General features: G+C 63.1%; 22 protein-coding genes and 1 pseudogene. 17 read left to right on the top strand and 6 right to left on the bottom strand.

Going from position 1 to position 22,595, the window contains the following annotated elements; translation table 11 throughout:
- The first annotated feature begins 20 nt into the window (after nucleotides 1-20).
- Nucleotides 21-371 carry a hypothetical protein gene (locus tag AB4X18_RS03425; protein ID WP_370402286.1) on the top strand — a complete coding sequence of 117 codons (351 nt, stop codon included), beginning with the start codon at nucleotides 21-23 and terminating at the stop codon, nucleotides 369-371.
- 145 nt (nucleotides 372-516) lie between these two features.
- Here AB4X18_RS03425 and AB4X18_RS03420 read toward each other — a convergent pair whose 3' ends face one another.
- Complete coding sequence (locus AB4X18_RS03420; protein WP_370402285.1) at nucleotides 517-735, bottom strand: DUF1127 domain-containing protein; 219 nt, start codon at nucleotides 733-735, stop codon at nucleotides 517-519.
- A 342-nt stretch (nucleotides 736-1,077) separates the two neighbouring features.
- On the opposite strand from AB4X18_RS03420, the gene ruvC reads away from it, so the two are divergent.
- The 16 genes from ruvC to folD all read left to right on the top strand — a co-directional run bounded on the left by ruvC (nucleotide 1,078) and on the right by folD (nucleotide 16,562).
- Entirely contained in the window at nucleotides 1,078-1,587 is a 510-nt protein-coding gene (gene ruvC, locus AB4X18_RS03415; protein WP_370402284.1) for a crossover junction endodeoxyribonuclease RuvC, read from the top strand.
- The gene (gene ruvA / locus AB4X18_RS03410) at nucleotides 1,584-2,240 is read left to right on the top strand and encodes a Holliday junction branch migration protein RuvA (RefSeq protein WP_370402283.1); all 657 of its coding nucleotides are present in this window, start codon (nucleotides 1,584-1,586) and stop codon (nucleotides 2,238-2,240) included. The genes ruvC and ruvA overlap by 4 nt, the downstream gene beginning before the upstream one ends.
- Before the next feature lie 45 nt (nucleotides 2,241-2,285).
- Nucleotides 2,286-3,305, top strand: a complete 1,020-nt coding sequence (gene ruvB / locus AB4X18_RS03405) for a Holliday junction branch migration DNA helicase RuvB (protein WP_432817091.1) — start codon at nucleotides 2,286-2,288, stop codon at nucleotides 3,303-3,305.
- A 60-nt stretch (nucleotides 3,306-3,365) separates the two neighbouring features.
- Nucleotides 3,366-3,989 (top strand): hypothetical protein, encoded by a 624-nt coding sequence (locus AB4X18_RS03400; protein WP_432817405.1) that lies wholly within the window; start codon nucleotides 3,366-3,368, stop codon nucleotides 3,987-3,989.
- Entirely contained in the window at nucleotides 3,986-4,384 is a 399-nt protein-coding gene (locus AB4X18_RS03395; RefSeq protein ID WP_370402281.1) for a YbgC/FadM family acyl-CoA thioesterase, read from the top strand. The genes AB4X18_RS03400 and AB4X18_RS03395 overlap by 4 nt, the downstream gene beginning before the upstream one ends.
- Before the next feature lie 121 nt (nucleotides 4,385-4,505).
- On the top strand, nucleotides 4,506-5,201 hold the full coding sequence (gene tolQ, locus AB4X18_RS03390; protein WP_370402280.1) for a protein TolQ: 696 nt from the start codon (nucleotides 4,506-4,508) through the stop codon (nucleotides 5,199-5,201).
- A gap of 3 nt (nucleotides 5,202-5,204) precedes the next feature.
- On the top strand, nucleotides 5,205-5,687 hold the full coding sequence (tolR, locus tag AB4X18_RS03385) for a protein TolR (protein ID WP_370402279.1): 483 nt from the start codon (nucleotides 5,205-5,207) through the stop codon (nucleotides 5,685-5,687).
- A gap of 3 nt (nucleotides 5,688-5,690) precedes the next feature.
- Nucleotides 5,691-6,803 carry an energy transducer TonB gene (locus AB4X18_RS03380; RefSeq protein ID WP_370402278.1) on the top strand — a complete coding sequence of 371 codons (1,113 nt, stop codon included), beginning with the start codon at nucleotides 5,691-5,693 and terminating at the stop codon, nucleotides 6,801-6,803.
- 133 nt (nucleotides 6,804-6,936) lie between these two features.
- Complete coding sequence (gene tolB / locus AB4X18_RS03375) at nucleotides 6,937-8,259, top strand: Tol-Pal system beta propeller repeat protein TolB (protein ID WP_370402277.1); 1,323 nt, start codon at nucleotides 6,937-6,939, stop codon at nucleotides 8,257-8,259.
- 87 nt (nucleotides 8,260-8,346) lie between these two features.
- A complete protein-coding gene (gene pal, locus AB4X18_RS03370) occupies nucleotides 8,347-8,871 on the top strand; it encodes a peptidoglycan-associated lipoprotein Pal (RefSeq protein WP_370402276.1) in 525 nt (174 codons plus the stop codon).
- Between the two features lie 18 nt (nucleotides 8,872-8,889).
- Nucleotides 8,890-9,729: a tol-pal system protein YbgF gene (gene ybgF, locus AB4X18_RS03365; RefSeq protein ID WP_370402569.1), complete on the top strand. Its 840-nt coding sequence runs from the start codon at nucleotides 8,890-8,892 to the stop codon at nucleotides 9,727-9,729.
- Nucleotides 9,730-9,733: 4 nt separating this feature from the next.
- On the top strand, nucleotides 9,734-10,993 hold the full coding sequence (tilS, locus tag AB4X18_RS03360; RefSeq protein ID WP_432817090.1) for a tRNA lysidine(34) synthetase: 1,260 nt from the start codon (nucleotides 9,734-9,736) through the stop codon (nucleotides 10,991-10,993).
- 103 nt (nucleotides 10,994-11,096) lie between these two features.
- Nucleotides 11,097-13,028 carry an ATP-dependent zinc metalloprotease FtsH gene (gene ftsH, locus AB4X18_RS03355; RefSeq protein WP_370402274.1) on the top strand — a complete coding sequence of 644 codons (1,932 nt, stop codon included), beginning with the start codon at nucleotides 11,097-11,099 and terminating at the stop codon, nucleotides 13,026-13,028.
- Between the two features lie 119 nt (nucleotides 13,029-13,147).
- The gene (locus tag AB4X18_RS03350; protein ID WP_370402273.1) at nucleotides 13,148-13,732 is read left to right on the top strand and encodes an MOSC domain-containing protein; all 585 of its coding nucleotides are present in this window, start codon (nucleotides 13,148-13,150) and stop codon (nucleotides 13,730-13,732) included.
- A 138-nt stretch (nucleotides 13,733-13,870) separates the two neighbouring features.
- On the top strand, nucleotides 13,871-15,547 hold the full coding sequence (locus tag AB4X18_RS03345; protein ID WP_370402272.1) for a formate--tetrahydrofolate ligase: 1,677 nt from the start codon (nucleotides 13,871-13,873) through the stop codon (nucleotides 15,545-15,547).
- A 97-nt stretch (nucleotides 15,548-15,644) separates the two neighbouring features.
- Entirely contained in the window at nucleotides 15,645-16,562 is a 918-nt protein-coding gene (gene folD, locus AB4X18_RS03340) for a bifunctional methylenetetrahydrofolate dehydrogenase/methenyltetrahydrofolate cyclohydrolase FolD (protein WP_370402271.1), read from the top strand.
- Here folD and AB4X18_RS03335 read toward each other — a convergent pair.
- From AB4X18_RS03335 to AB4X18_RS03315, 5 genes and pseudogenes are all read right to left on the bottom strand, one after another.
- A complete protein-coding gene (locus AB4X18_RS03335) occupies nucleotides 16,559-16,978 on the bottom strand; it encodes a PaaI family thioesterase (RefSeq protein ID WP_370402270.1) in 420 nt (139 codons plus the stop codon). The genes folD and AB4X18_RS03335 overlap by 4 nt on opposite strands.
- An 8-nt stretch (nucleotides 16,979-16,986) precedes the next feature.
- Nucleotides 16,987-17,651, bottom strand: a pseudogene (gene pdeM, locus AB4X18_RS03330) (ligase-associated DNA damage response endonuclease PdeM).
- A 291-nt stretch (nucleotides 17,652-17,942) separates the two neighbouring features.
- A complete protein-coding gene (locus AB4X18_RS03325; protein WP_432817089.1) occupies nucleotides 17,943-20,396 on the bottom strand; it encodes a ligase-associated DNA damage response DEXH box helicase in 2,454 nt (817 codons plus the stop codon).
- Between the two features lie 321 nt (nucleotides 20,397-20,717).
- Entirely contained in the window at nucleotides 20,718-22,025 is a 1,308-nt protein-coding gene (locus AB4X18_RS03320; protein ID WP_432817088.1) for an ATPase, read from the bottom strand.
- 68 nt (nucleotides 22,026-22,093) lie between these two features.
- On the bottom strand, nucleotides 22,094-22,588 hold the full coding sequence (locus tag AB4X18_RS03315) for a prepilin peptidase (RefSeq protein WP_370402269.1): 495 nt from the start codon (nucleotides 22,586-22,588) through the stop codon (nucleotides 22,094-22,096).
- Nucleotides 22,589-22,595 lie beyond the last annotated feature (7 nt).

Here is a 22,595-nt window from a genome sequence, read left to right as displayed (position 1 = left end):
GTTTGTTACGAGAGTCTGTCATGGTTGAGACGCACGATCATTTCACCAAGCGCCTTGGAAAGCTGGGGCGCAAGCATGAGAAGATGACTCATGGCTATACCACCAAGGTCGGCAAGGACGGTCTGATCACCGTCACGCCCAAGGCCCGCCGCGTGCGCGGTGTGTCGGGCATCCGGTTGCTGCTTCTGGCGGGTTTCGGCTTTTTCGCCATCAAGGCGTTCATGTTGGCCTCCACAGGCCCCGATGCCTATGCCGACCGCCTCGCTGCGCTGGACAGCGGCACAGTATTCGAACGTGCCGGTGCCAAGGTCATGGGTGTTGATCCGATTACGGAACGGCTTGCCCATCTGATGGGGCCGATCCTGCGTTAAAGTCTCCCTGTCGGACCTCTGGGGGGAGGTCTGACGCCCAAGCATGTCCGGACACGGACATGAGAAAGCCGCGCTCTGATCACTCAGGCGCGGCTTTTGCCATGCAGGCGTGTCCCCGGGTTGGCCCTGTCTCGGACCGGACCGATCAGCGGATGAAGTGGGAGGAAGCGACGTTGTCCACGTCGCTGCGCATCAGGCCGATGTCTTCCAGTTCGCGGTCTGTCAGGGCGTTCAGCGCCTTGCGTGTAACGGCGGCGTCGCGCCATGCCACAACGGAAGACACGAGCGTGCCGAAGTAGGAACCGATTTTGGAAACGGCGCTGGTGGCGCCATAGGTGGTGCGGGTGGTGTCGAAAGCTGCCATGTGAGCCGTCCTTTTTTGTCTGAAGTTCTTGTTGGATCATCCAACGTTCTGGATCGCAGATAGGGGGCTTTTCTGCCGACGACAATTGTTGGAATTGCAGGTGTGATCTGCGTTTTTTGCATGGCTCGCTAACGGGGTTAACACACCGTTAAATATACGTGAATTCCGTTTGTGAGGCGTCGTTTTTGGATGCCCGGAAGGCGGAAATGTTGCATGTGCAGCAAAAGCGACATCGCGCATGTCGCAATCGGCTCAAATCAATGCGACGCCCTTTTCGTTTGTCCGATGTTCGCCTTTCGTGCTAGTGCATCATAAAAGCAACAAAAAGGGTAGGTGGGGCAGATGATCAGGGTGATCGGCATTGATCCGGGGCTGCGCAATCTGGGCTGGGGCGTGATTGACGTCGCGGGCAGCAAGATGATTCACATCGCAAACGGGGTCTGCCAGTCACAAGGCACCGATCTGGCCGCGCGCCTTTTGTCGCTGCACCAGCAACTGACGGAGGTGTTCGCGCGCATGGCACCGCAGGCGGCGGCGGTGGAACAGACATTCGTCAACAAGGACGGCGCAGGCACGCTGAAACTGGGACAGGCGCGCGGGATCGCGATGCTGGTACCGGCGCAGGCGGGGTTGAGCGTGGGCGAATATGCCCCCAACACCATCAAGAAGACCGTCGTGGGCGTGGGGCACGCCGACAAGGGCCAGGTGGCGCATATGGTGCAGATGCAATTGCCGGGGGCCGTGATTGCAGGCCCGGATGCGGCTGACGCGCTGGCCATCGCGATTTGCCACGCGCAGCACCACGGCCGGGCCGGGGGCTTGGCCGCTGCCGTCCTGAAGGCCAGCGCATGATCGGGAAAATCACCGGCCGGATTGATCACCGCGCGCCCGATCACGTGCTGATCGACGTGCGCGGCGTGGGCTATCTTGTCTATTGCTCCGAACGCACCCTTGCCGCCCTGCCGGGGGTGGGAGAGGCCGTGGCCCTTTATACCGACCTGCTGGTCCGGGAAGACGTGATGCAATTGTTTGGTTTCCAAACGCTTGCGGAAAAGGAATGGCACCGCCTGCTGACCTCCGTTCAGGGGGTGGGGGCCAAGGCATCACTGGCCATCCTCGGCACGCTGGGGCCGGATGGCGTCAGCCGGGCGATTGCGCTGGGCGACTGGAACGCGGTGAAGGCAGCCAAGGGCGTGGGCCCGAAGATCGCGCAGCGGGTGGTGCTGGATCTCAAGGACAAGGCGCCCGGCGTCATGGCCATGGGCGGATCGCTGGCACAGGCGCAGGGCACGCAGGAAGTCGAGGTGATCGAGACTGTCGCCCCCGCACCCGTCGCCGCGCCGACAAGCAATGCGCAGGCCGACGCGCTTTCGGCGCTGGGCAACCTTGGCTACGCCCCTGGCGACGCCGCAGGCGCGGTGGCGCAAGCCGCCGGAGAGATGCCGGATGCCGACACGCCCGCGCTGATCCGCGCGGCGTTGAAACTGCTGGCGCCCAAGGGGTAGGGTAGGCTCATCAAGCCCGTCGGGGCTTTCTTCGCGAGGGGTGCGATGACCGAAATCGATCCGACTGTCCGGCCAGCACCGCTGCCCGAAGACATCGACCGGGCCCTGCGCCCACAGATGCTGGACGAATTCGTGGGCCAGGCGGAGGCGCGCGCGAACCTGCGCGTGTTCATCCAGTCCGCCCGCCAGCGCGGCGAGGCGATGGATCACACGTTGTTCCATGGACCCCCCGGATTGGGCAAGACCACGCTGGCGCAGATCATGGCGCGCGAACTGGGCGTGGGGTTTCGCATGACTTCGGGACCGGTGCTGGCCAAGGCGGGGGATCTGGCTGCGATCCTGACCAATCTCGAAGCGCGCGACGTGCTGTTCATCGACGAGATTCACCGGCTGAACCCGGCGGTGGAAGAGGTTCTGTACCCGGCGCTGGAGGATTTCGAACTGGATCTGGTGATCGGGGAAGGGCCGGCGGCGCGCACCGTGCGGATTGAATTGCAACCTTTCACGCTGGTGGGCGCGACCACGCGCATGGGGCTGCTGACCACGCCGCTGCGCGACCGGTTCGGTATTCCGACCCGCCTGGAATTCTATTCCGAGGACGAGCTTTTCATCATCGTCGACCGCAACGCGCGCAAGCTGGGCGCGCCGGCCGATGAAGCGGGCGCACGCGAGATTGCAAAGCGCGGGCGCGGCACGCCGCGCATTGCCGGGCGGCTTTTGCGCCGCGTGGTGGATTTTGCGCTGGTGGAGGGTGACGGGCGTGTGACGCAGGATCTGGCAGACATGGCGCTGACGCGTCTGGGGGTGGACAAGTTGGGCCTTGATGGCGCGGACAGGCGGTACCTGCGGCTGATCGCGGAGAATTATCAGGGCGGCCCGGTGGGGATCGAGACGCTGTCGGCCGCGCTGTCGGAAAGCCGCGATGCGCTGGAGGAAGTGATTGAGCCCTTCTTATTGCAGCAGGGGCTTATCCAGCGCACACCCCGCGGGCGGATGCTGGCCCGCAAGGCATGGGTTCATCTGGGGATGGTGCCGCCCAAGGGGCAGAGTGATCTTTTCGGTTGAGGCCGGGGAGAAGAGATTTTAGCCCTTCGGGGAGGTTTTTTGAACCATTTGGAAGATGCGATGGACGCGGGTGAGATAGAGGCCTTGTTTACGCGGGGTGATGGGCAGTTTGCCTTTGCACGCTGGGGGCGGCCGATCTGTCCGGTGGTCTTTGGGGTGGATGATGCGACACTTGGCGTCGTGAAGGGCGCGATTGAAGCGACCTGCCAGCTTGCGGGCCACGAGATGGGCGAGATGGACGCGGAGTTGGGCAGCAACCTGATGGTGTTTTTCTTTTCCGACTGGCAGGAGTTGGTGGATGTGCCGGGCATGGACCGTCTGGTGCCGGATCTGGTGCCGCTGGTGGCGCGGCTGGAGCAGGTGGAAGCCAACCAATACAGGTTCTTTCGCTTTGATGCGTCCGGCGCGATCAAGGCGTGCTTCGTGTTCCTGCGGATGGATCAGCATTTGAGCGATGTGCCCGCGCAGACCCTCGCGCTGAGCCAGATCGTGCAATCGATGGTGCTGTGGTCCGATACGGCGTTTCAGGACCGCTCCGCCCTGATGGTGGCCGGGGAGACAACCGTGCTGCGCCCTGACATCGCCAGCCTGCTGCGCGCGGCCTACGATCCGGTCCTGCCGGCCGCCGCGCAGGATGCGTCGCACGCGCTGCGGCTGGCGGCGCGCATTGAGGTGCTGCAATGAGCCATACCTTTCCCATCCGCATCTTTTACGAAGACACCGACATGGCGGGCATCGTCTATTACGCCAATTACCTGCGCTATATCGAACGGGCGCGGTCGGACATTGTCGAACAGATGGGGCTGGATCAGCGCACCATGCGCGAGGAAGGCATCGTGTTCGCCATCACGCGGGTGGAGGCGGATTACATCACGCCCGCGCGGTTCGGCGACCGGCTTGAGGTGCGCACAACGCATTATGGCAAGGGGGCCGTGCGCTGGATGTTCGATCAGGAGGTCTGGCGCGAAGATACGCTTCTTTTTCGCGCGGTAGTCACGGCTGTTTCCATGTCAACGGCAGGCAAACCCATACGTCTGCCAGCAAAAGTTCGCTCACACTTCGATGTGACCGGGCAATGAGCAACAGCGACTAGCCATCCCCCTTGTTTCCCGCTACATTACGCCCAAATTGAGCCCGAAAAACAAGGGCCGAGGCGGCAGGCTGCCAGACGACCGGCAGGCACAGGAAAGAGTGGGAATAATGGAAACAGAGGCGCTCGCCCTCGCGCATGAGGTCGATTTCTCCATGTGGGGGCTGTTTGCCCGCGCGACATTGACGGTAAAACTGGTGATGGTCATGCTGATCATTGCGTCCTTCTGGTCCTGGGCCATCATCGTTCAGAAGTTGTTGCAATACCGCAGCGCGCGGGCGGAGGCGGAAGCCTTTGACCAGGCGTTCTGGTCGGGGGAGCCGCTGGACGGTCTGTTTGACGCCATCGGGCCTGCCCCGGATGGCCCGTCAGAGAAGGTGTTTTCCGCCGGCATGACCGAATGGCGGCGCTCGCACCGCGAGGACGGCGGGTTGATCCCCGGTGCCACGGCGCGCATCGACCGCAGCATGGACGTGGCGATTTCCAAGGAAGCGGACAGTCTGCAAAAGGGGCTGACGGTGCTGGCCACCGTGGGTTCATCCGCGCCGTTCATCGGGCTCTTCGGTACCGTGATCGGCATCATGAACGCGTTTATCGAGATTGCAGAGCAGCAGAACACCAACCTCGCCGTGGTCGCCCCCGGTATCGCCGAGGCGTTGTTGGCAACCGGTCTGGGTCTTTTGGCCGCGATCCCGGCGGTGATCTTCTATAACAAGCTGACCGCCGACAGTGACCGCATTCTGACCCAGCACGAGGCGTTTTCGGACGAATTCGCCACCATCCTCAGCCGCCAGTTGGACAGCTGAGCCATGGGGGCCGGTGTCATCAAGTCAGAGGCTGGCGGCGGAGGCCGCAGGCGGCGCAGACGCCGCAGCGCGCCGATGTCGGAAATCAACGTCACGCCCTTCGTGGACGTGATGCTGGTGCTGCTGATCATCTTCATGGTGGCCGCCCCGCTGCTGACCGTTGGCGTGCCGGTGGAACTGCCGCGCACGGCGGCAGGCGCGCTGCCTGCCGATCAGGAAGAACCGCTGGCGGTCACGGTGACCGCCGATGGCGGCGTGCAGATCCAGACCACCGCCGTGGCCCGCGATCAGCTGGTGCCGCGCCTGCGGGCCATCGCGGCGGAACGCACCAGCGATCGGGTCTTTCTGCGTGCTGATGGGGCCGTGCCTTACGCGCAGGTGATGGAAGTGATGGGCGCGCTCAATGCCGGGGGGTTCGCCAACATCGGTCTGGTGACGGACATCGGCGGGCCTGCGCTTGATGGCCGTCCGCCAGCAGAGGAATGAGCGGTGCACACCGGGCATGTCATCTCTGGGGCAGGGCATCTGGCGCTGATCGGCTGGCTGCTGCTGGGCGATATCTTCGCCTCTGAACCGCCCCCCTTCGAGGCGCAATCGGTCTCCATGGTCTCCGGTGCGGAGTTCGAGGCGCTGCTGGCCGCACAGCAACCGCCCGATTCCACCACCGATGTGGCCCAGCCCGCCCAGCCGGACGTGGAAGCGGAGGTGCCCGATGTCGTGGCCGAACCGGATGATGTGATCGAGCAACCCGCGCCGCTGCAAGCCGAAACGCCCCCCGCCGATCCGGTGCCGGAGGTGACGGAAGAAACCGCGCTGCCGCCGGAACCCGAAACGCAGGACACGCCCCCCGATCTGAGCGAGCCCGTGGGGGATCAGGCCGTGCTGGTGCCGGATGTGGCCGACGAGGCCGCTCCGGAGGATGTCGAACGTGTGGCCCCCGAACCCGTCGCGCAGCCTGACCCCGATGCCACACCGGACCCGGTCGAACAGGAGGCCGTGACGCCGGATGCGGAAGGGGAGGCGGTGGAGGAAGAGCCGCAGGAAGCCACCGCCCCCGATGCCGCCACGACCGAGATCGTGACCGAAGCGACGAAAGCCCCCGCGGCTTCGGCCCGCCCGCCGGGCCGCAGGCCCGCAGCCCCCGCACCGCAGGTCGCCGCAACAGAGGCACCGCAGGAAGAAGCGCCTGACGTGGATGCGGCGGCGATTGCAGCCGCCGTGGCCGCGGCCCAGACCGATGAAGGCGAGGCAGAGCAACCTCCGTCCGCGCCCGCGGGTCCACCGCTGACAACAGGCGAACGCGACAGCCTGCGTCTGGCGGTGTCCCAATGCTGGAACGTCGGGTCATTGTCGTCCGACGCGCTGAACACCACCGTCATCGTCAGTGTCTCGATGAACCGCGATGGCACGCCGATCACCGGTTCCATCGCGCTGGAGGGCCGCGAGGGAGGCTCCGAAGCCGGGGCGCGACAGGCCTATGAGGCAGCGCGCCGGGCGATCATCCGCTGTGGCGCACGCGGATACCAGCTGCCCGCCGACAAATACGAACAGTGGAAAGAGATCGAGATCACTTTCAACCCAGACGATATGCGGCGCAGATGATTGGCCCCCGACACACCCTTTGTGGCCGGCAAACCCCTGCCTGCGGACGCCGATTGCGCAAACTTCCCCTCGAAATTTGCGCCGTCCCCCTCAATAGTGTGAAGACGTTCAGTCCCGAAAGGATGCAGACGATATGAGTATCAGGATTTTAACGCTGTGTCTGGCGATGGTTTTTGCCGTGGCCGGGCAGGTACAGGCCCAGCAGGGCCCACTGCGGATCGAGATCACCGAAGGGGTGATCGAACCCTTGCCTTTTGCCGTGCCCAGCTTTCAGCCCGAAAGCGCCGAAGCGGGCCAGTTGGCCAACGATCTGGCGCGCGTGGTGGCGCAGGACCTGATCGGCACCGGCCTGTTCCGCGAAATTCCTGCCAGTGCGTTCATCTCCACCGTCAGCGACTTCAACGAAGCCGTGCAATACGCCGATTGGAAGGCGATCAACGCGCAGGCGCTGATCACCGGGGCTGTCAACGTGTCCGGCAACAGCCTGACCGTGAAGTTCCGGCTGTATGACGTGTTCTCCGGCGCGGAACTGGGTGATGGGCTGCAATTCTCCGGCACCACGGAAGGCTGGCGGCGCATGGCGCACAAGGTGGCCGACGCCGTCTACAGCCGGATCACCGGCGAGGGCGGCTATTTCGACAGCCGCGTCGTCTATGTGTCTGAAACCGGGCCCAAGGACGATCGCAAGAAGCGTCTGGCGATCATGGATTATGATGGCGCGAACGTGCAGTACCTGACCGATTCCAGCGCAATCGTGCTGGCGCCCCGCTTTTCACCCACCGGGGACCGCGTGCTCTACACCAGCTACGAAAGCGGTTTTCCGCGTATTTACGTGCTGGACGTGGGGTCCGTGCAGCGCCGCGTGCTGGAAAGTGCCGAAGGCACGATGAGCTTCGCACCGCGGTTCTCCCCTTCGGGTCAGACGGTGGTTTTCTCCCTCACGCAGGGCGGCAACACCGATATCTACACCATGGACATCAATTCGGGCCAATCGGTGCGCCTGACCAACACGCCATCGATTGAAACCGCGCCCAGCTTTTCGCCCGATGGCAGCAGAATCGTGTTCGAAAGCGACCGCTCCGGCACGCAGCAGCTGTATGTCATGCCTGCAACCGGCGGAGAAGCCACACGAATTTCATTTGGGCAGGGCCGTTACGGCACGCCCGTCTGGTCCCCGCGCGGTGATCTGGTGGCCTTCACCAAGCAGAACGCAGGCCGGTTTCATATCGGGGTGATGCGCCTTGACGGCACCGAAGAACGGCTGCTGACGGCGTCCTTCCTGGATGAAGGTCCCACATGGGCACCCAACGGCCGGGTGATCATGTTCGCCCGCGAGACGCAGGGCGCGGGGGGATCGTCAACGCTCTATTCCGTGGACATCTCGGGGCGCAACCTGCGTCCGGTGCCCACGCCCGAAGGGGGATCCGACCCGTCGTGGTCCCCGCTGCAAAAGTGATGCGTGCCGGTCCGAGTTATGTTTCAAAAACGGCGCGGACCTGCTAATTGTGAAAGCAAGTAAAAAAACCATGAATGAGGCAGACCCATGAACCGGATTTTCGCAGTGCCCCTTTTGATCGCAACCCTTGCCCTTGGGGCGTGCACCGATCCCGGCCGCTTTGGCGCGGATGTAGGTGGCGCAGGCACGGGTGCCGCAGGCGCGCTGAACGGCGGCATCGTCCCCGGCAGCGCCAGCGACCCCACATCGCCCGCCTATTTCCAGCAGACCATCGGGGACCGGGTGCTGTTTGCCGTGGACCAGTCCAACCTGACGCCCCAAGGACAGGCGACGCTGGACGGACAGGCCACATGGCTGCTGTCCAACCCCGACTATCAGGCCGTGATCGAAGGCCACGCGGACGAGCAGGGCACGCGTGAATACAACGTCGCCCTTGGCGCGCGCCGCGCCAATGCGGTGCGCGAATACATGATCTCCAAAGGTGTGCCCGGCACCCGGATGCGCGTTGTCAGCTACGGCAAGGAACGCCCGATCGAGATTTGTTCGGATGAAAGTTGTTATGCCAAGAACCGCCGCGCCGTGACCGTGCTGGCCGGTGGCCTGACCAGCTAAGGGAACCCCATGAAACCAATGCACGTGATCGCAGCGGCCATCGTGGCACTGAGCCTGAGTTGGAGCACAGCGCAGGCGCAGGATGATCAGACCCTGGCCGACATCCGGCAGGAACTGAACATCCTCTTTGTCGAAGTGCAAAAGCTGCGCCGGGAACTGTCCACGACCGGCGGTGCCAATGTGAACACTGCCGGCACCACCGTGCTGGAACGGATGACGGCGATGGAAAGCGAACTGCAGCGCCTGACCGCCAAGACAGAGGAAATCGAGAACCGCGTGAACCGCGTGGTGGCCGATGGCACCAACCGCATCGGTGATCTGGAATTTCGCCTTGTTGAACTGGAGGGCGGCGATGTTGCCGCCCTTGGCGAAACGACGACGCTGGGCGGCGCGACCGAGACACCAGTCGTCGCTGCCCCCGTCGAAGCCACCCCCCAAACGACCACGGGCGGCGTGGATACATCGTCGCTTGCCGTGAGCGAGGCTGCCGATTTCGAGCGGGCCAAGGAGGTGCTCGCCACCGGTGACTTTCGCACCGCCGCAGACCTCTTTGCGACCTTCAATCAGACCTACCCCGGCGGACCGCTAGCGCCCGAAGCCGAATTGCGCCGGGGCGAAGCGCTCAATGGGCTGGGCGACACGCGGGAAGCCGCACGCGCCTTTCTGGCCAGCTTCAGCGCCTCGCCCGATGGCCCGCTTGCCCCGCAGGCACTGACCGAACTGGGCATCGCACTGGGCGCGCTGGGCCAAACCCAGGAAGCCTGCGTGACCTTGTCCGAAGTCGCCATTCGGTTCCCGCAAAGCGCGGAAGTCAGCCGCGCCCAGGACCAGCAGCGCGCGCTGCAGTGCAGCGACTGACCCCATGCCGCAACAGCGTCTGACACAACAGGTGGCCGATGCCTTTTTGCCCCGGCCACCGGACGTGTTGGGCGTTGCGGTATCAGGCGGCGGTGATTCGATGGCGCTGCTGCATCTTCTGCACAAATTATGCACCCTGCACCGGACGCGGTTGCGGGTGGTGACCGTGGACCATGGGCTGCGCGACGCGGCCGCGACAGAGGCGAAGATGGTCGGTGAAGTCTGTGCGGGACTGGGGCTGCGCCACGACGTGATGCGTTGGGAGGGCTGGGACGGCAAGGGCAACCTTCAGGATGCCGCCCGCCGCGCCCGCTATGCGCTGATGGCCGAATGGGGCCATGCCCACGGGATCGAAACCATCGCCGTGGGCCACACGGCGGATGATCAGGCCGAAACCGTGTTGATGCGCCTTGCGCGCCGGGCCGGTGTGGACGGGCTTTCGGGGATGAAACGTCGGCTGGTGATGGAAGGCATGACCTGGGTGCGTCCCCTGCTGGGCGCCAGCCGCACCGATCTGCGGGACTATCTGTTCCAGCAGCATATCGCCTGGGTGGACGATCCCAGCAACGACAACGAGGTTTTCGAGCGGATCAAGGCGCGCAAGGCCCTTGAGGTGCTGGCACCGCTGGGCATCACCGTCTCCGGGCTGGCCGAAGTGGCAGACCACATGCTCGATGCGCGTACAGCCTTGGAATGGAACACATTTCTGGCGGCGCGGGATATGGTCTGCATCGATTCCGGCGCGGTGATCGTGGACGATCAAAAGATGCGCCTGCTGCCCGATGAAATCCAGCGCCGCCTTCTGGTCCGCGCGATGAACTGGATCTCAGGTGAGGATTACCCCGCACGCCGACAAGCGGTCTTGTCCGTCATGAAGGGCCTGCACAGGGGGCAGGCGGGCACGGCGGAGGGCTGCCATGCGCGTCGGGTGGGCGGGGCCGTCTGGATCTTTCGCGAATACAATGCAGTAGCGGATGTGCGCGCGCCCTGCGGCACGCTCTGGGATGGCCGCTGGCGGGTGTCGCCGCTGGACGCCGATACAGATCTTGCGGGCGTCTATGTGCGCGCCTTGGGCGAAGATGGTCTGGCGCGCTGCGAAAACTGGCGTACCAGCGGCTGCCCGCATCCTGTTTTGCTCTCCTCCCCGTCGGTCTGGCGCGACGATGTGATGCTGGCCGCCCCCCTTGCCGGAGAGGGTCAAAACTGGCATGCGGAGATCGAAGGCGGTGAAGAGACCTTTTTTGCCGCACTACTTACGCATTGAATGCCGGCGAATGCTGTCTATCTTAGCTTGTAAGCCGTACTTTGCGGAAACGATATGATGGGCGACGCGACCTCGCGGGACCCGTTGATATAGGAGAATTCTCTTGGGCAACATGCGCAACCTCGCCTTCTGGGCCATTTTGCTGCTTCTTATGCTGGCTGTCTTCAACCTGTTTACCGGGTCAGGCGGCACCATGCAGACCAATGAAGTGACCTATTCGGAGTTTGTCGACGCGGTCGAGCAGGGACAGGTCCGGTCGGTCACGCTGGATGGCGAACAGGTCCGTTTCCAACGCACCGACGGGTCGCAGCTTGTCTCGATCAAACCCGGCGACGCGGAAATCACCTCGCTGCTGATCGATAATAACGTGCCGATGTCGGCCAAACCGCAGCAGCAGTCGGGTTTCCAGACCTTCCTGATGTCGCTGCTGCCCATCCTTCTGCTGATCGGTGTGTGGATCTACTTCATGAACCGTATGCAGGGCGGTGGTAAAGGCGGTGCGATGGGCTTTGGCAAATCCAAAGCCAAGATGCTGACCGAAAAGCATGGCCGCGTGACCTTTGACGACGTGGCAGGCATTGACGAGGCCAAGGAAGAGCTTGAGGAAATCGTTGAATTCCTCCGCAACCCGCAGAAATTCAGCCGTCTGGGCGGCAAGATCCCCAAGGGCGCGCTGCTTGAAGGCCCTCCCGGTACCGGTAAGACCCTGCTGGCCCGCGCGATCGCGGGGGAGGCTGGCGTGCCCTTCTTCACCATCTCCGGTTCTGACTTTGTGGAAATGTTCGTTGGTGTGGGTGCAAGTCGTGTGCGCGACATGTTCGAACAGGCGAAAAAGAACGCGCCTTGCATCGTCTTCATCGACGAAATCGATGCCGTCGGCCGTCACCGTGGTGCAGGCTATGGCGGTGGCAACGACGAACGCGAACAGACGCTCAACCAGCTTCTGGTCGAAATGGACGGGTTTGAAGCCAACGAGGGTGTGATCATCATCGCGGCCACCAACCGTAAAGACGTGCTTGACCCTGCATTGCTGCGCCCCGGTCGTTTCGACCGTCAGGTCAGCGTCGGCAATCCGGACATCAAGGGCCGTGAAAAGATCCTCGGCGTGCACGCCCGCAAGACACCACTGGGCCCCGACGTTGATCTGCGCATCATTGCCCGTGGTACACCCGGTTTCTCCGGTGCGGACCTTGCCAACCTCGTGAACGAAGCGGCCCTGACTGCGGCCCGCGTTGGCCGTCGCTTTGTTGCCATGCTCGATTTTGAGCATGCCAAGGACAAGATCATGATGGGGGCCGAACGCCGCTCCATGGTGCTGACGCAGGACCAGAAGGAAAAGACCGCCTACCACGAAGCAGGCCACGCCATCGTCGGCATCAAGCTGCCCAAGTGTGACCCGGTCTACAAGGCGACGATCATCCCGCGCGGCGGTGCATTGGGCATGGTGATGAGCCTGCCGGAAATGGACAAGCTGCAGATGTTCAAGGACGAGGCCGAAGAACGCATCGCCATGACCATGGCGGGCAAAGCGGCTGAAATCCTCAAGTACGGTGCGGCAAGCGTGTCGTCCGGCCCGGTCGGTGACATCATGCAGGCCAGCCAACTGGCCCGTGCGATGGTCATGCGCTATGGCATGTCCGACAAGGTCGGCAACATCGACTATCAGGAAGCCGCGGCGGGTTATCAGGCCAATGGCGGGGCAGGCGGGTTCTCCGTCTCTGCCGCCACGAAGGAGCTGATCGAAAGCGAAGTGAAGCGCTTCATCGATGAAGGGTACAACCTCGCATACAAGATCATCAGCGAAAACGAGGAAGAGTTCGAGCGTCTGGCCCAGGGCCTGCTTGAATACGAAACCCTCACCGGGGACGAAATCAAACGCGTCATGGCCGGTCTGCCCCCCGTTGCAGAAGACAGCGACAAGGACGACACGGACGAAGGCAACGCGCCCAGCGTTACCGCGATCCCCAAGGCGAAAGGCAAGGTCAAGAAGACCCCGCCGTCCGAAGGCGGGATGGAGCCTGAACCCTCCACCTGATCCGTTCACGGGTCGTGAAACACCCGTCACAAATTATCATGAGGCCCCGCACCGTCGGGGCCTTTTCTTTTGCGCGCATCACGGCAAGGGTGGGGCAGATGCAAAGGAAACACTGACACATGCCGGAACTTGTACCAACCGACCACTACGCAACGATAAAATGGATGGGCCGCGTGCCCGAAAACCGCGAGAATATCCGCGCCGAAGCGATCGATGCCGCCTTTGCCAGCTACGAAGGATTTGCACAGGACTTCCACGCGGGCCTCACCCGCCCGTCCTGCGTCCGCGTCAAATCCCAACACCCCCAAGGCACGGAGATACGCAACGTCCGCCAGTTCTCCATCCTCTCGGCCGAGGAACTGGACGCCATCGCCAAGGACATCGACCTTGACGCGATTGATCCGCTGCTGGTCGGCGCTTCCATTGTCCTCTCCGGCATCCCCGATTTCACCCATGTCCCGCCGTCTTCCCGCCTTCAGGCCGAAAACGGCACCACCATCGTGATCGACATGCTCAACGCCCCCTGTCAGTTCCCCGCCCGCGAGATTGAAAAAGACAATCCCGGCCACGGCAAAGGCTTCAAACCCGCCGCAAAGGGCCGTCGTGGCGTCTGTGGCTGGGTCGAACGGCAGGGCGACCTGCGCGTCGGTGACACGCTGCGTTTGCACGTCCCCGGCCAGCGTGCCTGGGCGCCCGAAGGGTAGCCGGGTTTCCGATCAGAAACGATTCTGCGACATCGGGCCGCATCACGCGCCGGATATGTCGGAAATGCCACCTCAAATCCGGCTGTTAGCCCTGTAAGAGAGGTCGAAAGAACACTCCGGCATCAGGAAGGCCCGTCCATGTCTTATAAATCCGACATCGAAATCGCCCGCGAAGCGCAAAAACGCCCCATTCAGGAAATCGGTGAGAAGCTGGGGATTTCTTCTGCCGATCTGCTGCCCTACGGCCACGACAAGGCCAAGGTCAGCCAGTCCTTCATCAACTCCGTGCAGGACCGCCCAGACGGCAAGCTGATCCTTGTCACCGCGATCAACCCGACCCCTGCGGGCGAAGGCAAGACCACCACCACCGTGGGTCTGGGCGACGGCCTGAACCGCATCGGCAAGAAAGCCTGCGTGTGCATCCGCGAAGCATCGCTCGGGCCAAACTTCGGTATGAAGGGTGGCGCCGCCGGCGGCGGCTACGCCCAAGTCGTCCCGATGGAGGAAATGAACCTCCACTTCACCGGCGACTTCCATGCGATCACCTCCGCGCACTCGCTGCTCAGCGCGATGATCGACAACCACATCTACTGGGGCAACAGCCTTGAGATTGACACCCGCCGCGTCGTCTGGCGCCGCGTCGTCGATATGAACGACCGCGCCCTGCGCCAGATCACCGCGTCCCTGGGTGGCGTCGCCAACGGCTTCCCGCGTGAGGCCGGCTTCGACATCACTGTGGCGTCTGAGGTGATGGCGATCCTCTGTCTCGCGAAAAACCTCAGCGATCTGCAAAAGCGCCTTGGCGACATGATCGTCGCCTACACCCGCGAGCGGAAACCCATCTTCGCCCGCGACATCAAGGCAGACGGTGCAATGACCGTCCTCTTGAAAGACGCGATGCAGCCCAACATCGTCCAGACGCTGGAAAACAACCCCGCCTTCGTCCACGGCGGCCCGTTCGCCAACATCGCACACGGCTGTAACTCCGTCATCGCCACCACCACAGCTTTGAAACTGGCCGACTACGTCGTGACCGAAGCAGGCTTCGGCGCGGACCTTGGGGCGGAAAAGTTCCTCAACATCAAATGCCGCAAGGCGGGGCTTGCCCCTTCCGCCGTGGTTGTCGTCGCCACCGTGCGCGCGATGAAGATGAACGGCGGCGTGGCCAAAGCCGATCTGGGTGCGGAAAACGTTGACGCGGTCAAAAACGGCTGCGCGAACCTTGGCCGTCACATCGAAAACGTCAAATCCTTCGGCGTGCCGGTGGTCGTCGCGATCAACCACTTCGTCACCGACACCGACGCCGAAGTGCAGGCTGTGAAGGACTACGTCGCCTCCCAGGGGTCCGAAGCCGTCCTCAGCCGCCACTGGGAGTTGGGCTCCGAAGGTTCCGCCGATCTGGCCACCAAGGTCGTGGAGACCATTGAGAAAGGCGAAGGCAATTTCGCACCCATCTATCCCGACGACATGCCACTGGCCGAAAAGATCAACACCATCGCCACCAAGATCTACCGCGCCGATGCGGCCTTGATGGATCAGAAAATCCTCAACCAGTTGAAAGATTGGGAAGATCAGGGCTACGGCAACCTGCCGGTCTGCATGGCAAAAACCCAGTACAGCTTTACCACCGACCCGGAGCGGCGCGGCGCGCCCACAGGGTTCGACATTCCTGTGCGTGAAGTCCGCCTGAGCGCCGGTGCCGGGTTTGTCGTCGCGATCTGCGGTGAGATCATGACCATGCCCGGCCTGCCGCGCGTGCCTTCGGCAGAGAACATCAAGCTGAACGCAGACGGCGACGTCGAAGGTTTGTTTTAAATCAACATGTTGCGGTGCGCAGTGAATGCGCACCCTACAGCCCACACGTAGGGTGCGCATTCACTGCGCACCTTTCCACCCCAGCCGGAGAAACTCCATGACCGCAACCCTCATCGACGGCAAAGAATTCGCCTCCCGCGTCCGGGCGCAGGTTGGCGAACACGTTACCCGCCTCAAAGCCGACCACAACATCACTCCCGGCCTTGCCGTGGTGCTGGTGGGCGAAGATCCTGCATCACAGGTCTACGTCCGCTCCAAAGGCAAGATGACCGTCGAGGTCGGCATGAAATCGGTCGAACACAAGCTCGACGTGGACACCTCCGAAGCGGACCTTCTGGCCCTGATTGACCAGTTGAACAACGACCCGGAAATCCACGGAATCCTTGTGCAATTGCCGCTCCCCAAGCACCTGGATGAAGACCTCGTGATCAACTCGATCTCCCCTGCCAAGGACGTGGACGGCTTCCATATCTCCAACGTGGGTCTGCTCGGCACAGGCCAGAAGAGCATGGTCCCCTGCACCCCGCTGGGCTGCCTGATGATGCTGCGCGACCACCACGGTTCTATCACCGGCATGGACGCGGTTGTCGTGGGCCGCTCCAACATCGTGGGCAAGCCCATGGCGCAACTGCTGTTGGGTGACAGCGCCACCGTCACCATCGCGCACAGCCGCACCAAGGATCTGGCAGACGTGGTGCGCCGCGCCGATATCGTCGTGGCCGCCGTGGGCCGCCCCGAGATGATCCCCGGCGACTGGATCAAGGAAGGCGCCACGGTCATCGACGTCGGCATCAACCGTCTGGATGCACCTGAAAAGGGCCTCAAGGAAGATGGCAGCGTCAAAACCAAGCTGGTGGGTGATGTCCATTTCGAAAGCTGCGCCGCGCGTGCCGGTGCGATCACGCCCGTACCGGGTGGCGTCGGACCGATGACCATCGCCTGCCTGTTGGCCAACACCGTGACGGCCTGCTGCCGCGCCAATGGTCTGGACGAACCCGAGGGCCTGACCGCTTAACGCGGAACGGGCACCATCGTGCCTTGCAGAATAGCGATCAAGGTTTCTGTGCCCTGATCCACTACGAACACCTCTGAAGTGACAACAGACAAGCGACGGCCGGGTTTCACAACCCGGCCTTTTGCGATCAACACCTCCCCGCGCGCGGGCGCCAGCAGGTTCACCTTGATCTCCGCCGTCACCACTTCCATCTCCAGCGGCAGCATCGTCAGCGCCGCATACCCCGCCGCCGAATCCCCGATTGAAAACGTCAGCCCCGCATGCCCGAACCCCTGTTGTTGCCGCGATCCGGGCAAGATCGGGGCGGTGACCGTGACCTCCCCCGGTGCCACGTCTTTCAACGTCGCACCAAGCGTCGCCATCATCGACTGCGCGGCAAAACTTTCCGCAATCCTTGCGCGGGCGGCGTCATCCATGGGGTGTCCTAACGTGGCATTGGCACTTGAACAGGTGTCTTTCCGGTCATGATGGCCCGCGCGCCGGGCTGCATCAAGCGGTTGAGCACATCGCTCCCGCTGCGCAGGCCGCCGGTATAGGTCCCATAGGCAGGCATGATCACCCGCACCGCGTCAATCAGGAAGGCGGGTCGCGATATACTGCGCCCGCGCGCGTTCAACGATGCCTTGGGATGGTAATGCCCCGATACCTCTCCGGCTGCGCCGTCTGCCGCGATATGGGTGAAGGTCAGCGGCCCGCGCTGCAGCGCGGCCAGGTGGCTGCCGCCCAGATCGACAGGCCCCGGATCATGGTTCCCCTCGATCCAGACCCACTGCCGCCCGGCCTGCAAGCGGTTGATCCACAACCGATCTTCCTGCTCCAGGGCAATGGCCGCACCCAGATCATCAAAGCTGTCACCAAGGCAGACAACCGTGGCGGGCTGCATCGCCGTCAGATCCGCTTCCAGCCGCGCCAGCGTGTCGCGCGTCTCGTAGGGGGGGAAGCGTACTGCCCCCCCCGGCGCGCCATGCGCTCGGATTTGCCAAGATGCAGGTCACTAACACACAGCAGCCGCTCTTCGGCCCACCACAAGGCACCCGACCCAAGCGCCGTCAGCCGCGCACCCCTCAGTGTGAAGTCACATCCGTTCATCCTTTGTTCATGTTTGAAACCGTGCGGTTTGGCAAGCCCCGCGATGGTCGGGCGGTCCGCACCCGGGTGGCGTCGCGCAGGTTATTTGAAAAAGGATGAAGACAGAAAATGCTCCAGGACTGCGGGTCGCCCGAGAGCCCCGGAGCATCTTCATCCTTTGCGGTCATCGGCTCCGCAGCCTGTACCGCTTCTCCACAAGACCCGACCTTGGTTAAAGAAGCGTGAAGCTGGTCTTCATCCTTTTTCAAATACCCTGCGCGACGGCAGACAAGGGGCGGGCCACCCGAAAATTCAATACCCCACCCGCCACCGGGGCTTGTCCGACGGTGCGGGGGTGATCTGCGCCAGCCCGGATGTCTCCATCAGCCGCGCGGCCTCCTCCGCCAACAGCCGTTCTTCCGCGTCGCCCTTCACCGGGACGCGGCCCATCTCCAGAAACAGGGGGGCGGCCAGCGGCGTGACACTGTTGAGATGCCGATGATCGATCCGGTCGCCGACCCGTTCGATCATCTCCTCGATCCGCCCGAAGTCGACCAGACCGCGCAGGGCTTCCTCGCGGGTGATCTGCATCATCAAGTGGTCGGGGTCGTATTTGTGCAGCGTGTCATACAGGATATCGCTGGAAAACGTCGCCTGCCGTCCGGTCTTGCGCGCCTGCGGCAGGTTGCGTTCGATCAGCCCCGCTATGGTGGCCGAGGCGCGAAAGGTGCGCTTCATCACCGCATTGCCCGCCAGCCATGTCTCCAGCCCGTCGTGCAGCGCGCTGCGGTCGAACAGCGGGGCGGCGTCCTTTACCGCATCCAGCCCCCAGATCAGCGTGGCGTAATCCGTGGCGACAAAGCCCAGCGGGCTGAGGCCCAGTTCCTCCATCCGCTTGGTCAGCAACAGCCCCAGCGTCTGCATCCCGTTGCGCCCGGCAAAGCCATAGACCACCGTCTGGGCGCGCCCGTCATGGGGGAAGCTTTCGATCAGCAATTCGCCGGGTTGGGGCAGTTTGCTGACCTCACGCTGCAGGTGCAGCCATTGGGCGGTGTGGGGCGGCAATTCGGGCCAATTGTCCTGCGTGAACATCTCCTGCACACGGGCGGACAATTGCGTGGAAGTGGCGAATTTGGTGCCCATGAAGGTGGCGATCTTGGGTTTCTTCGCAGCATCGCGGCTGACCTCAACGGTCATCTCGCGCAGGCCCTCGTATTTCACGATCTGCCCGCCGATCAGGAAGGTGTCCCCGGGGGTCAGGGTCGCGGCAAAGCCTTCCTCGACCTCACCCAGTGGCTTGCCACCGCGGTTGCGGCGCATCCTCACCTTCAGCGTGTCGGTGTCCTGAATGGTGCCGATGTTCATGCGGATGCGTTGGGCGGCGCGCGGGTCGCGCAGCTGCCATTGGCCATCCGGCCGCTGGATCAGCCGCTGCCAGCGGTCGTAGGCGCGCAGGGCATAGCCGCCCGTTGCGCAGAAATCGAGGCAATCGTCGAATTGCGCGCGGGTCAGGGTGGTATAGGCGCCGGCGGTTTTGACTTCGCCAAAAAGCGCGTTTTCGTCGAAAGGTCCGGCGCAGGCTGTGATCAGGATATGCTGGCACAGCACGTCCCGGGGGCCTGCTCCGCGCGGGTCGCCGTCCAGCGACCCTTCCAGCACCGCCTCCAGGGCGGCCACGCATTCCACCACCTCAAAACGGTTGGCGGGCACCAGCAACGCCTTGGAGGGCGCGTTGTAGCGGTGGTTGGCACGGCCAATGCGCTGCACCAGCCGCTTGACGTTCTTGGGCGCGCCGATCTGGATCACCAGATCCACATCGCCCCAGTCGATGCCCAGATCGAGCGAACCGGTGCAGACGATGGCCCGCAGATCCCCGCGCACCATGGCCGCTTCGACCTTTGCGCGCTGTGCGCGGTCAAGGCTGCCGTGATGGATGCCGATGGGCAGGCCGTCGTCGTTGGCCAGCCACAGGTTGTGAAAGAAGATCTCTGCCTGCGCGCGGGTGTTGTGGAAGATCAGCGTGGTGTTGTGCTTGCGGACCTCTTCCAGCACCGCCGGGATGGCATAGGCCGCACCGCCCCCCGACCATGGGGGGGCCTCATCGGTTGTCAGCATCTGGATATCAGGGGCCGGGCCGGGATCGGCGAGCAGGATTTCGCAGGGATCGGGGTGGCGCGCCATCAGGTGGGCGATGGCGGCGGGGTCTTCGACCGTGGCGGAAAGGCCGACGCGTTTCAGATCCGGGCAGATCGTCTGCAGCCGGGCCAGCGCCAGCATCATCTGATCGCCGCGCTTGGATTCCGCCAGCGCGTGGATCTCGTCGATCACCACGCGTTTGAGGCCCGCGAACATGCGCGGGGCGTCATCATAGCTGACCAGCAGGGCGAGGGATTCCGGTGTGGTCAGGAAGATGTTGGGCGGGTCCGCGCGTTGACGCTTGCGGCGCGTGGCGGGGGTATCGCCGGTGCGTTCGTCGATGGTAATGGGCAATCCCATCTCCTCCACCGGGGTGGTGAGGTTGCGTTTGATGTCTGCGGCCAGTGCTTTGAGCGGGGAGATATAGAGGGTGTGCATGCCCTCGTGGTTGCCGTCTGCGAGGTCGATCAGCGTGGGCAGGAAGCCCGACAGGGTCTTGCCGCCGCCCGTCGGTGCGATGAGCAGCAGGGCGGGGGCGTCAGCGCGGTCGAGCATGTCCTGCTGGTGGGGGTGGATCGACCAGCCCTTGGTGGCGAACCACTGTTCGAATGTGGGGGGCAACTTGCGCATGACGTAGCATGTAGCAGAGCACCCGGTGGGGGCCAGCCCTGAAGCGACGCTGGCGTAGGGGTCAGTCCCCCACACCAGGGAGCAGTGGGGGCCAGCCCCCACACCAGGGAGCAGTGGGGGCCAGCCCCCACACCAGGGAACAGTGGGGGCCAGCCCCCACACCCCCGGGTTTTTGAAACCATTTGGAAGACCAGATGGGGCCAGTGGTGGTGATTGGGGAAAGGTTTGTCCCCGCGGGGACAGGCGTTAACCTCCTGTTACCCTCGTGGGAACAGGAGGTTATGGGGTGTTCTTGAAGTTAACGCCGGACGAGGCGGCGGGTCATTTGACGATGTGTTCGTCCTTGACGAACATGTTCGCCCAGGCGCGGTCGATGAGGTCGGGGGACATCTTGTAGGGGATGCCTTCGAAATCGCAGATCGCGGCCATCTGGTCGATCAGGAAGTTCGGCTGGTAGTTGGCGTAGATGTTGTCGATGGTCGGGTATTTGACCTTCAGCAGGTGCACCAGGCTTGCCTCATCCATGGCCATGCCCTTTTTCTTGGCGACCATGGCAAAGATTTTCAGGTAGTTCTGCTGGTCCGGCCCGTCGATCTTGATCTTGAAGAAGATCCGGCGCAGGGCGGCCTGGTCGAAGATCTTGTTGGGGTGGAAGTTGGTGGAGAAGATCACCAGCGTGTCGAAGGGCACTTCGAATTTTTCGCCCGATTGCAGGGCGAGGATGTCCTTGCTTTCTTCCAGCGGCACGATCCAGCGGTTGACGATGCTTTGCGGCGGTTCTTTCTGACGGCCAAGGTCGTCGACGATGAAGATGCCGCCGGTGGATTTCAGCTGCAGCGGCGCCTGATAGGTCCGCGCAGTGGGGTTGTAGACCAGATCAAGCATGTCGAGGCTGAGTTCACCGCCCGTGATCACCGTGGGGCGTTCGCAGCAGACATAACGGGTGTCGAAACGGGTCACCCGGCGCAGGGAGGTCGGGTCCTGTTGTTCCTGCGCCACCGCGGCATGCACGATAGGGTCATAGACGGTGATCACCTGGCTGGCGTATTCGATGGCGCGGGGGACATAGACCTGATCGCCCAGGGCGTCGCGAATACCGTTTGAGATCGAGGACTTACCGTTGCCCGGCGGGCCATACATCAGGATCGAGCGGCCGGCCGAAACGGCGGGGCCCAGGTGGTCCAGCAGGCTGTCGGGCAGCACCAGATGGCCCATTGCGCCGATCAGCTGGTCGCGGGTGACCTGGATGTTGCGGATGGACTGGCGTTTGACCTGTTCGCGGTAGACCTCCAGCGGGACAGGCATGGGACCGAAGTATTCCGATTGCGCCAGAGCGTCCAACGCGCGCGCCTTGCCCGCATCGGTCAGCTGATAGCCCATTTCATTGCCATTGTTGGCGTTGAGCGTGCCCGTCGCTTCGATCAGGCGCTGTTCGCGGGCCATGTCCACCAGTTCCTGCGTCACCGGGATCGGCAGGCAAACGGCGGCAGCCAGATCGCTGACCATGTCGATGTTCTTGCGAAAGATGGTCTTGATCAGAATATCGCGCATCATCACGATGGGCAGGCGCATTTCCTCCAGCCGCTTGGGCGGGGGCGGGGCCAGCACCGATGTGGTCTGCATGTTCATTGCCGTGGTCCTTCTGCCAAAGGAGTGAATGTCAGTGGGTGCAGACTAGGGGCTGAATATGGCGTTAATCAGGCACCATAAAGGGCGCCAAGGATCAAATAGAGGGCAAGAGTAAAGCCAAGGGCAAAGCCCATGGGGAATTTCTTGCCCTGATCCCAGCTGGCCCAATGGGGGGCCAGTTTGCGCAGGGGGGTGTGTTTGACGCCACGGTGGGTTGCGGCGGCAGCCAGCAGGACAACCATGAAGATCGCCACCACAAGGCGCAGGTCCCCCAGTGCGATATAGGGCGCAGCGACCGCGCAGAATTTGGCATCGCCCGCGCCAAAGGCACCGGCGGCATTGAGGATAAACCCGACCACCAGCACGATGACCATTGCCGCAAGCCGCCACAGGTAGACGTCGAAGGGCAACAGGAACACGCCCATCACCACAAAGATCAGACCCAGCGCGAGCACCGCCTGATTGGTGATCCGCATTTGCGCCATGTCAGTAAAAGCGACGTAAAAACAGATCGGTAGAACCAATGGCAGGAACCACAGGGCGGTGGTGGCGGAAATCAGCATTGCGGGC

Source organism: Sulfitobacter rhodophyticola (assembly GCF_041281685.2).
Classification (GTDB): Bacteria; Pseudomonadota; Alphaproteobacteria; order Rhodobacterales; family Rhodobacteraceae; genus Sulfitobacter.
This window is presented reverse-complemented; position numbering and strand designations above follow the sequence as displayed.

Excerpts from the sequence above, each read along its gene's own strand:
- AB4X18_RS03320 (WP_432817088.1), bottom strand. The coding sequence starts at position 22,025 with ATGAACATGCAGACCACATCGGTGCTGGCCCCGCCCCCGCCCAAGCGG.
- AB4X18_RS03425 (WP_370402286.1), top strand. The coding sequence starts at position 21 with ATGGTTGAGACGCACGATCATTTCACCAAGCGCCTTGGAAAGCTGGGG.
- ruvC (WP_370402284.1), top strand. The coding sequence starts at position 1,078 with ATGATCAGGGTGATCGGCATTGATCCGGGGCTGCGCAATCTGGGCTGG.
- tilS (WP_432817090.1), top strand. The coding sequence starts at position 9,734 with ATGCCGCAACAGCGTCTGACACAACAGGTGGCCGATGCCTTTTTGCCC.
- AB4X18_RS03315 (WP_370402269.1), bottom strand. The coding sequence starts at position 22,588 with ATGCTGATTTCCGCCACCACCGCCCTGTGGTTCCTGCCATTGGTTCTA.
- tolB (WP_370402277.1), top strand. The coding sequence starts at position 6,937 with ATGAGTATCAGGATTTTAACGCTGTGTCTGGCGATGGTTTTTGCCGTG.
- AB4X18_RS03420 (WP_370402285.1), bottom strand. The coding sequence starts at position 735 with ATGGCAGCTTTCGACACCACCCGCACCACCTATGGCGCCACCAGCGCC.
- AB4X18_RS03395 (WP_370402281.1), top strand. The coding sequence starts at position 3,986 with ATGAGCCATACCTTTCCCATCCGCATCTTTTACGAAGACACCGACATG.
- ybgF (WP_370402569.1), top strand. The coding sequence starts at position 8,890 with ATGCACGTGATCGCAGCGGCCATCGTGGCACTGAGCCTGAGTTGGAGC.
- tolR (WP_370402279.1), top strand. The coding sequence starts at position 5,205 with ATGGGGGCCGGTGTCATCAAGTCAGAGGCTGGCGGCGGAGGCCGCAGG.
- ruvA (WP_370402283.1), top strand. The coding sequence starts at position 1,584 with ATGATCGGGAAAATCACCGGCCGGATTGATCACCGCGCGCCCGATCAC.
- AB4X18_RS03345 (WP_370402272.1), top strand. The coding sequence starts at position 13,871 with ATGTCTTATAAATCCGACATCGAAATCGCCCGCGAAGCGCAAAAACGC.
- pal (WP_370402276.1), top strand. The coding sequence starts at position 8,347 with ATGAACCGGATTTTCGCAGTGCCCCTTTTGATCGCAACCCTTGCCCTT.
- AB4X18_RS03350 (WP_370402273.1), top strand. The coding sequence starts at position 13,148 with ATGCCGGAACTTGTACCAACCGACCACTACGCAACGATAAAATGGATG.
- folD (WP_370402271.1), top strand. The coding sequence starts at position 15,645 with ATGACCGCAACCCTCATCGACGGCAAAGAATTCGCCTCCCGCGTCCGG.
- tolQ (WP_370402280.1), top strand. The coding sequence starts at position 4,506 with ATGGAAACAGAGGCGCTCGCCCTCGCGCATGAGGTCGATTTCTCCATG.
- AB4X18_RS03325 (WP_432817089.1), bottom strand. The coding sequence starts at position 20,396 with ATGCGCAAGTTGCCCCCCACATTCGAACAGTGGTTCGCCACCAAGGGC.
- AB4X18_RS03335 (WP_370402270.1), bottom strand. The coding sequence starts at position 16,978 with ATGGATGACGCCGCCCGCGCAAGGATTGCGGAAAGTTTTGCCGCGCAG.
- ruvB (WP_432817091.1), top strand. The coding sequence starts at position 2,286 with ATGACCGAAATCGATCCGACTGTCCGGCCAGCACCGCTGCCCGAAGAC.
- AB4X18_RS03400 (WP_432817405.1), top strand. The coding sequence starts at position 3,366 with ATGGACGCGGGTGAGATAGAGGCCTTGTTTACGCGGGGTGATGGGCAG.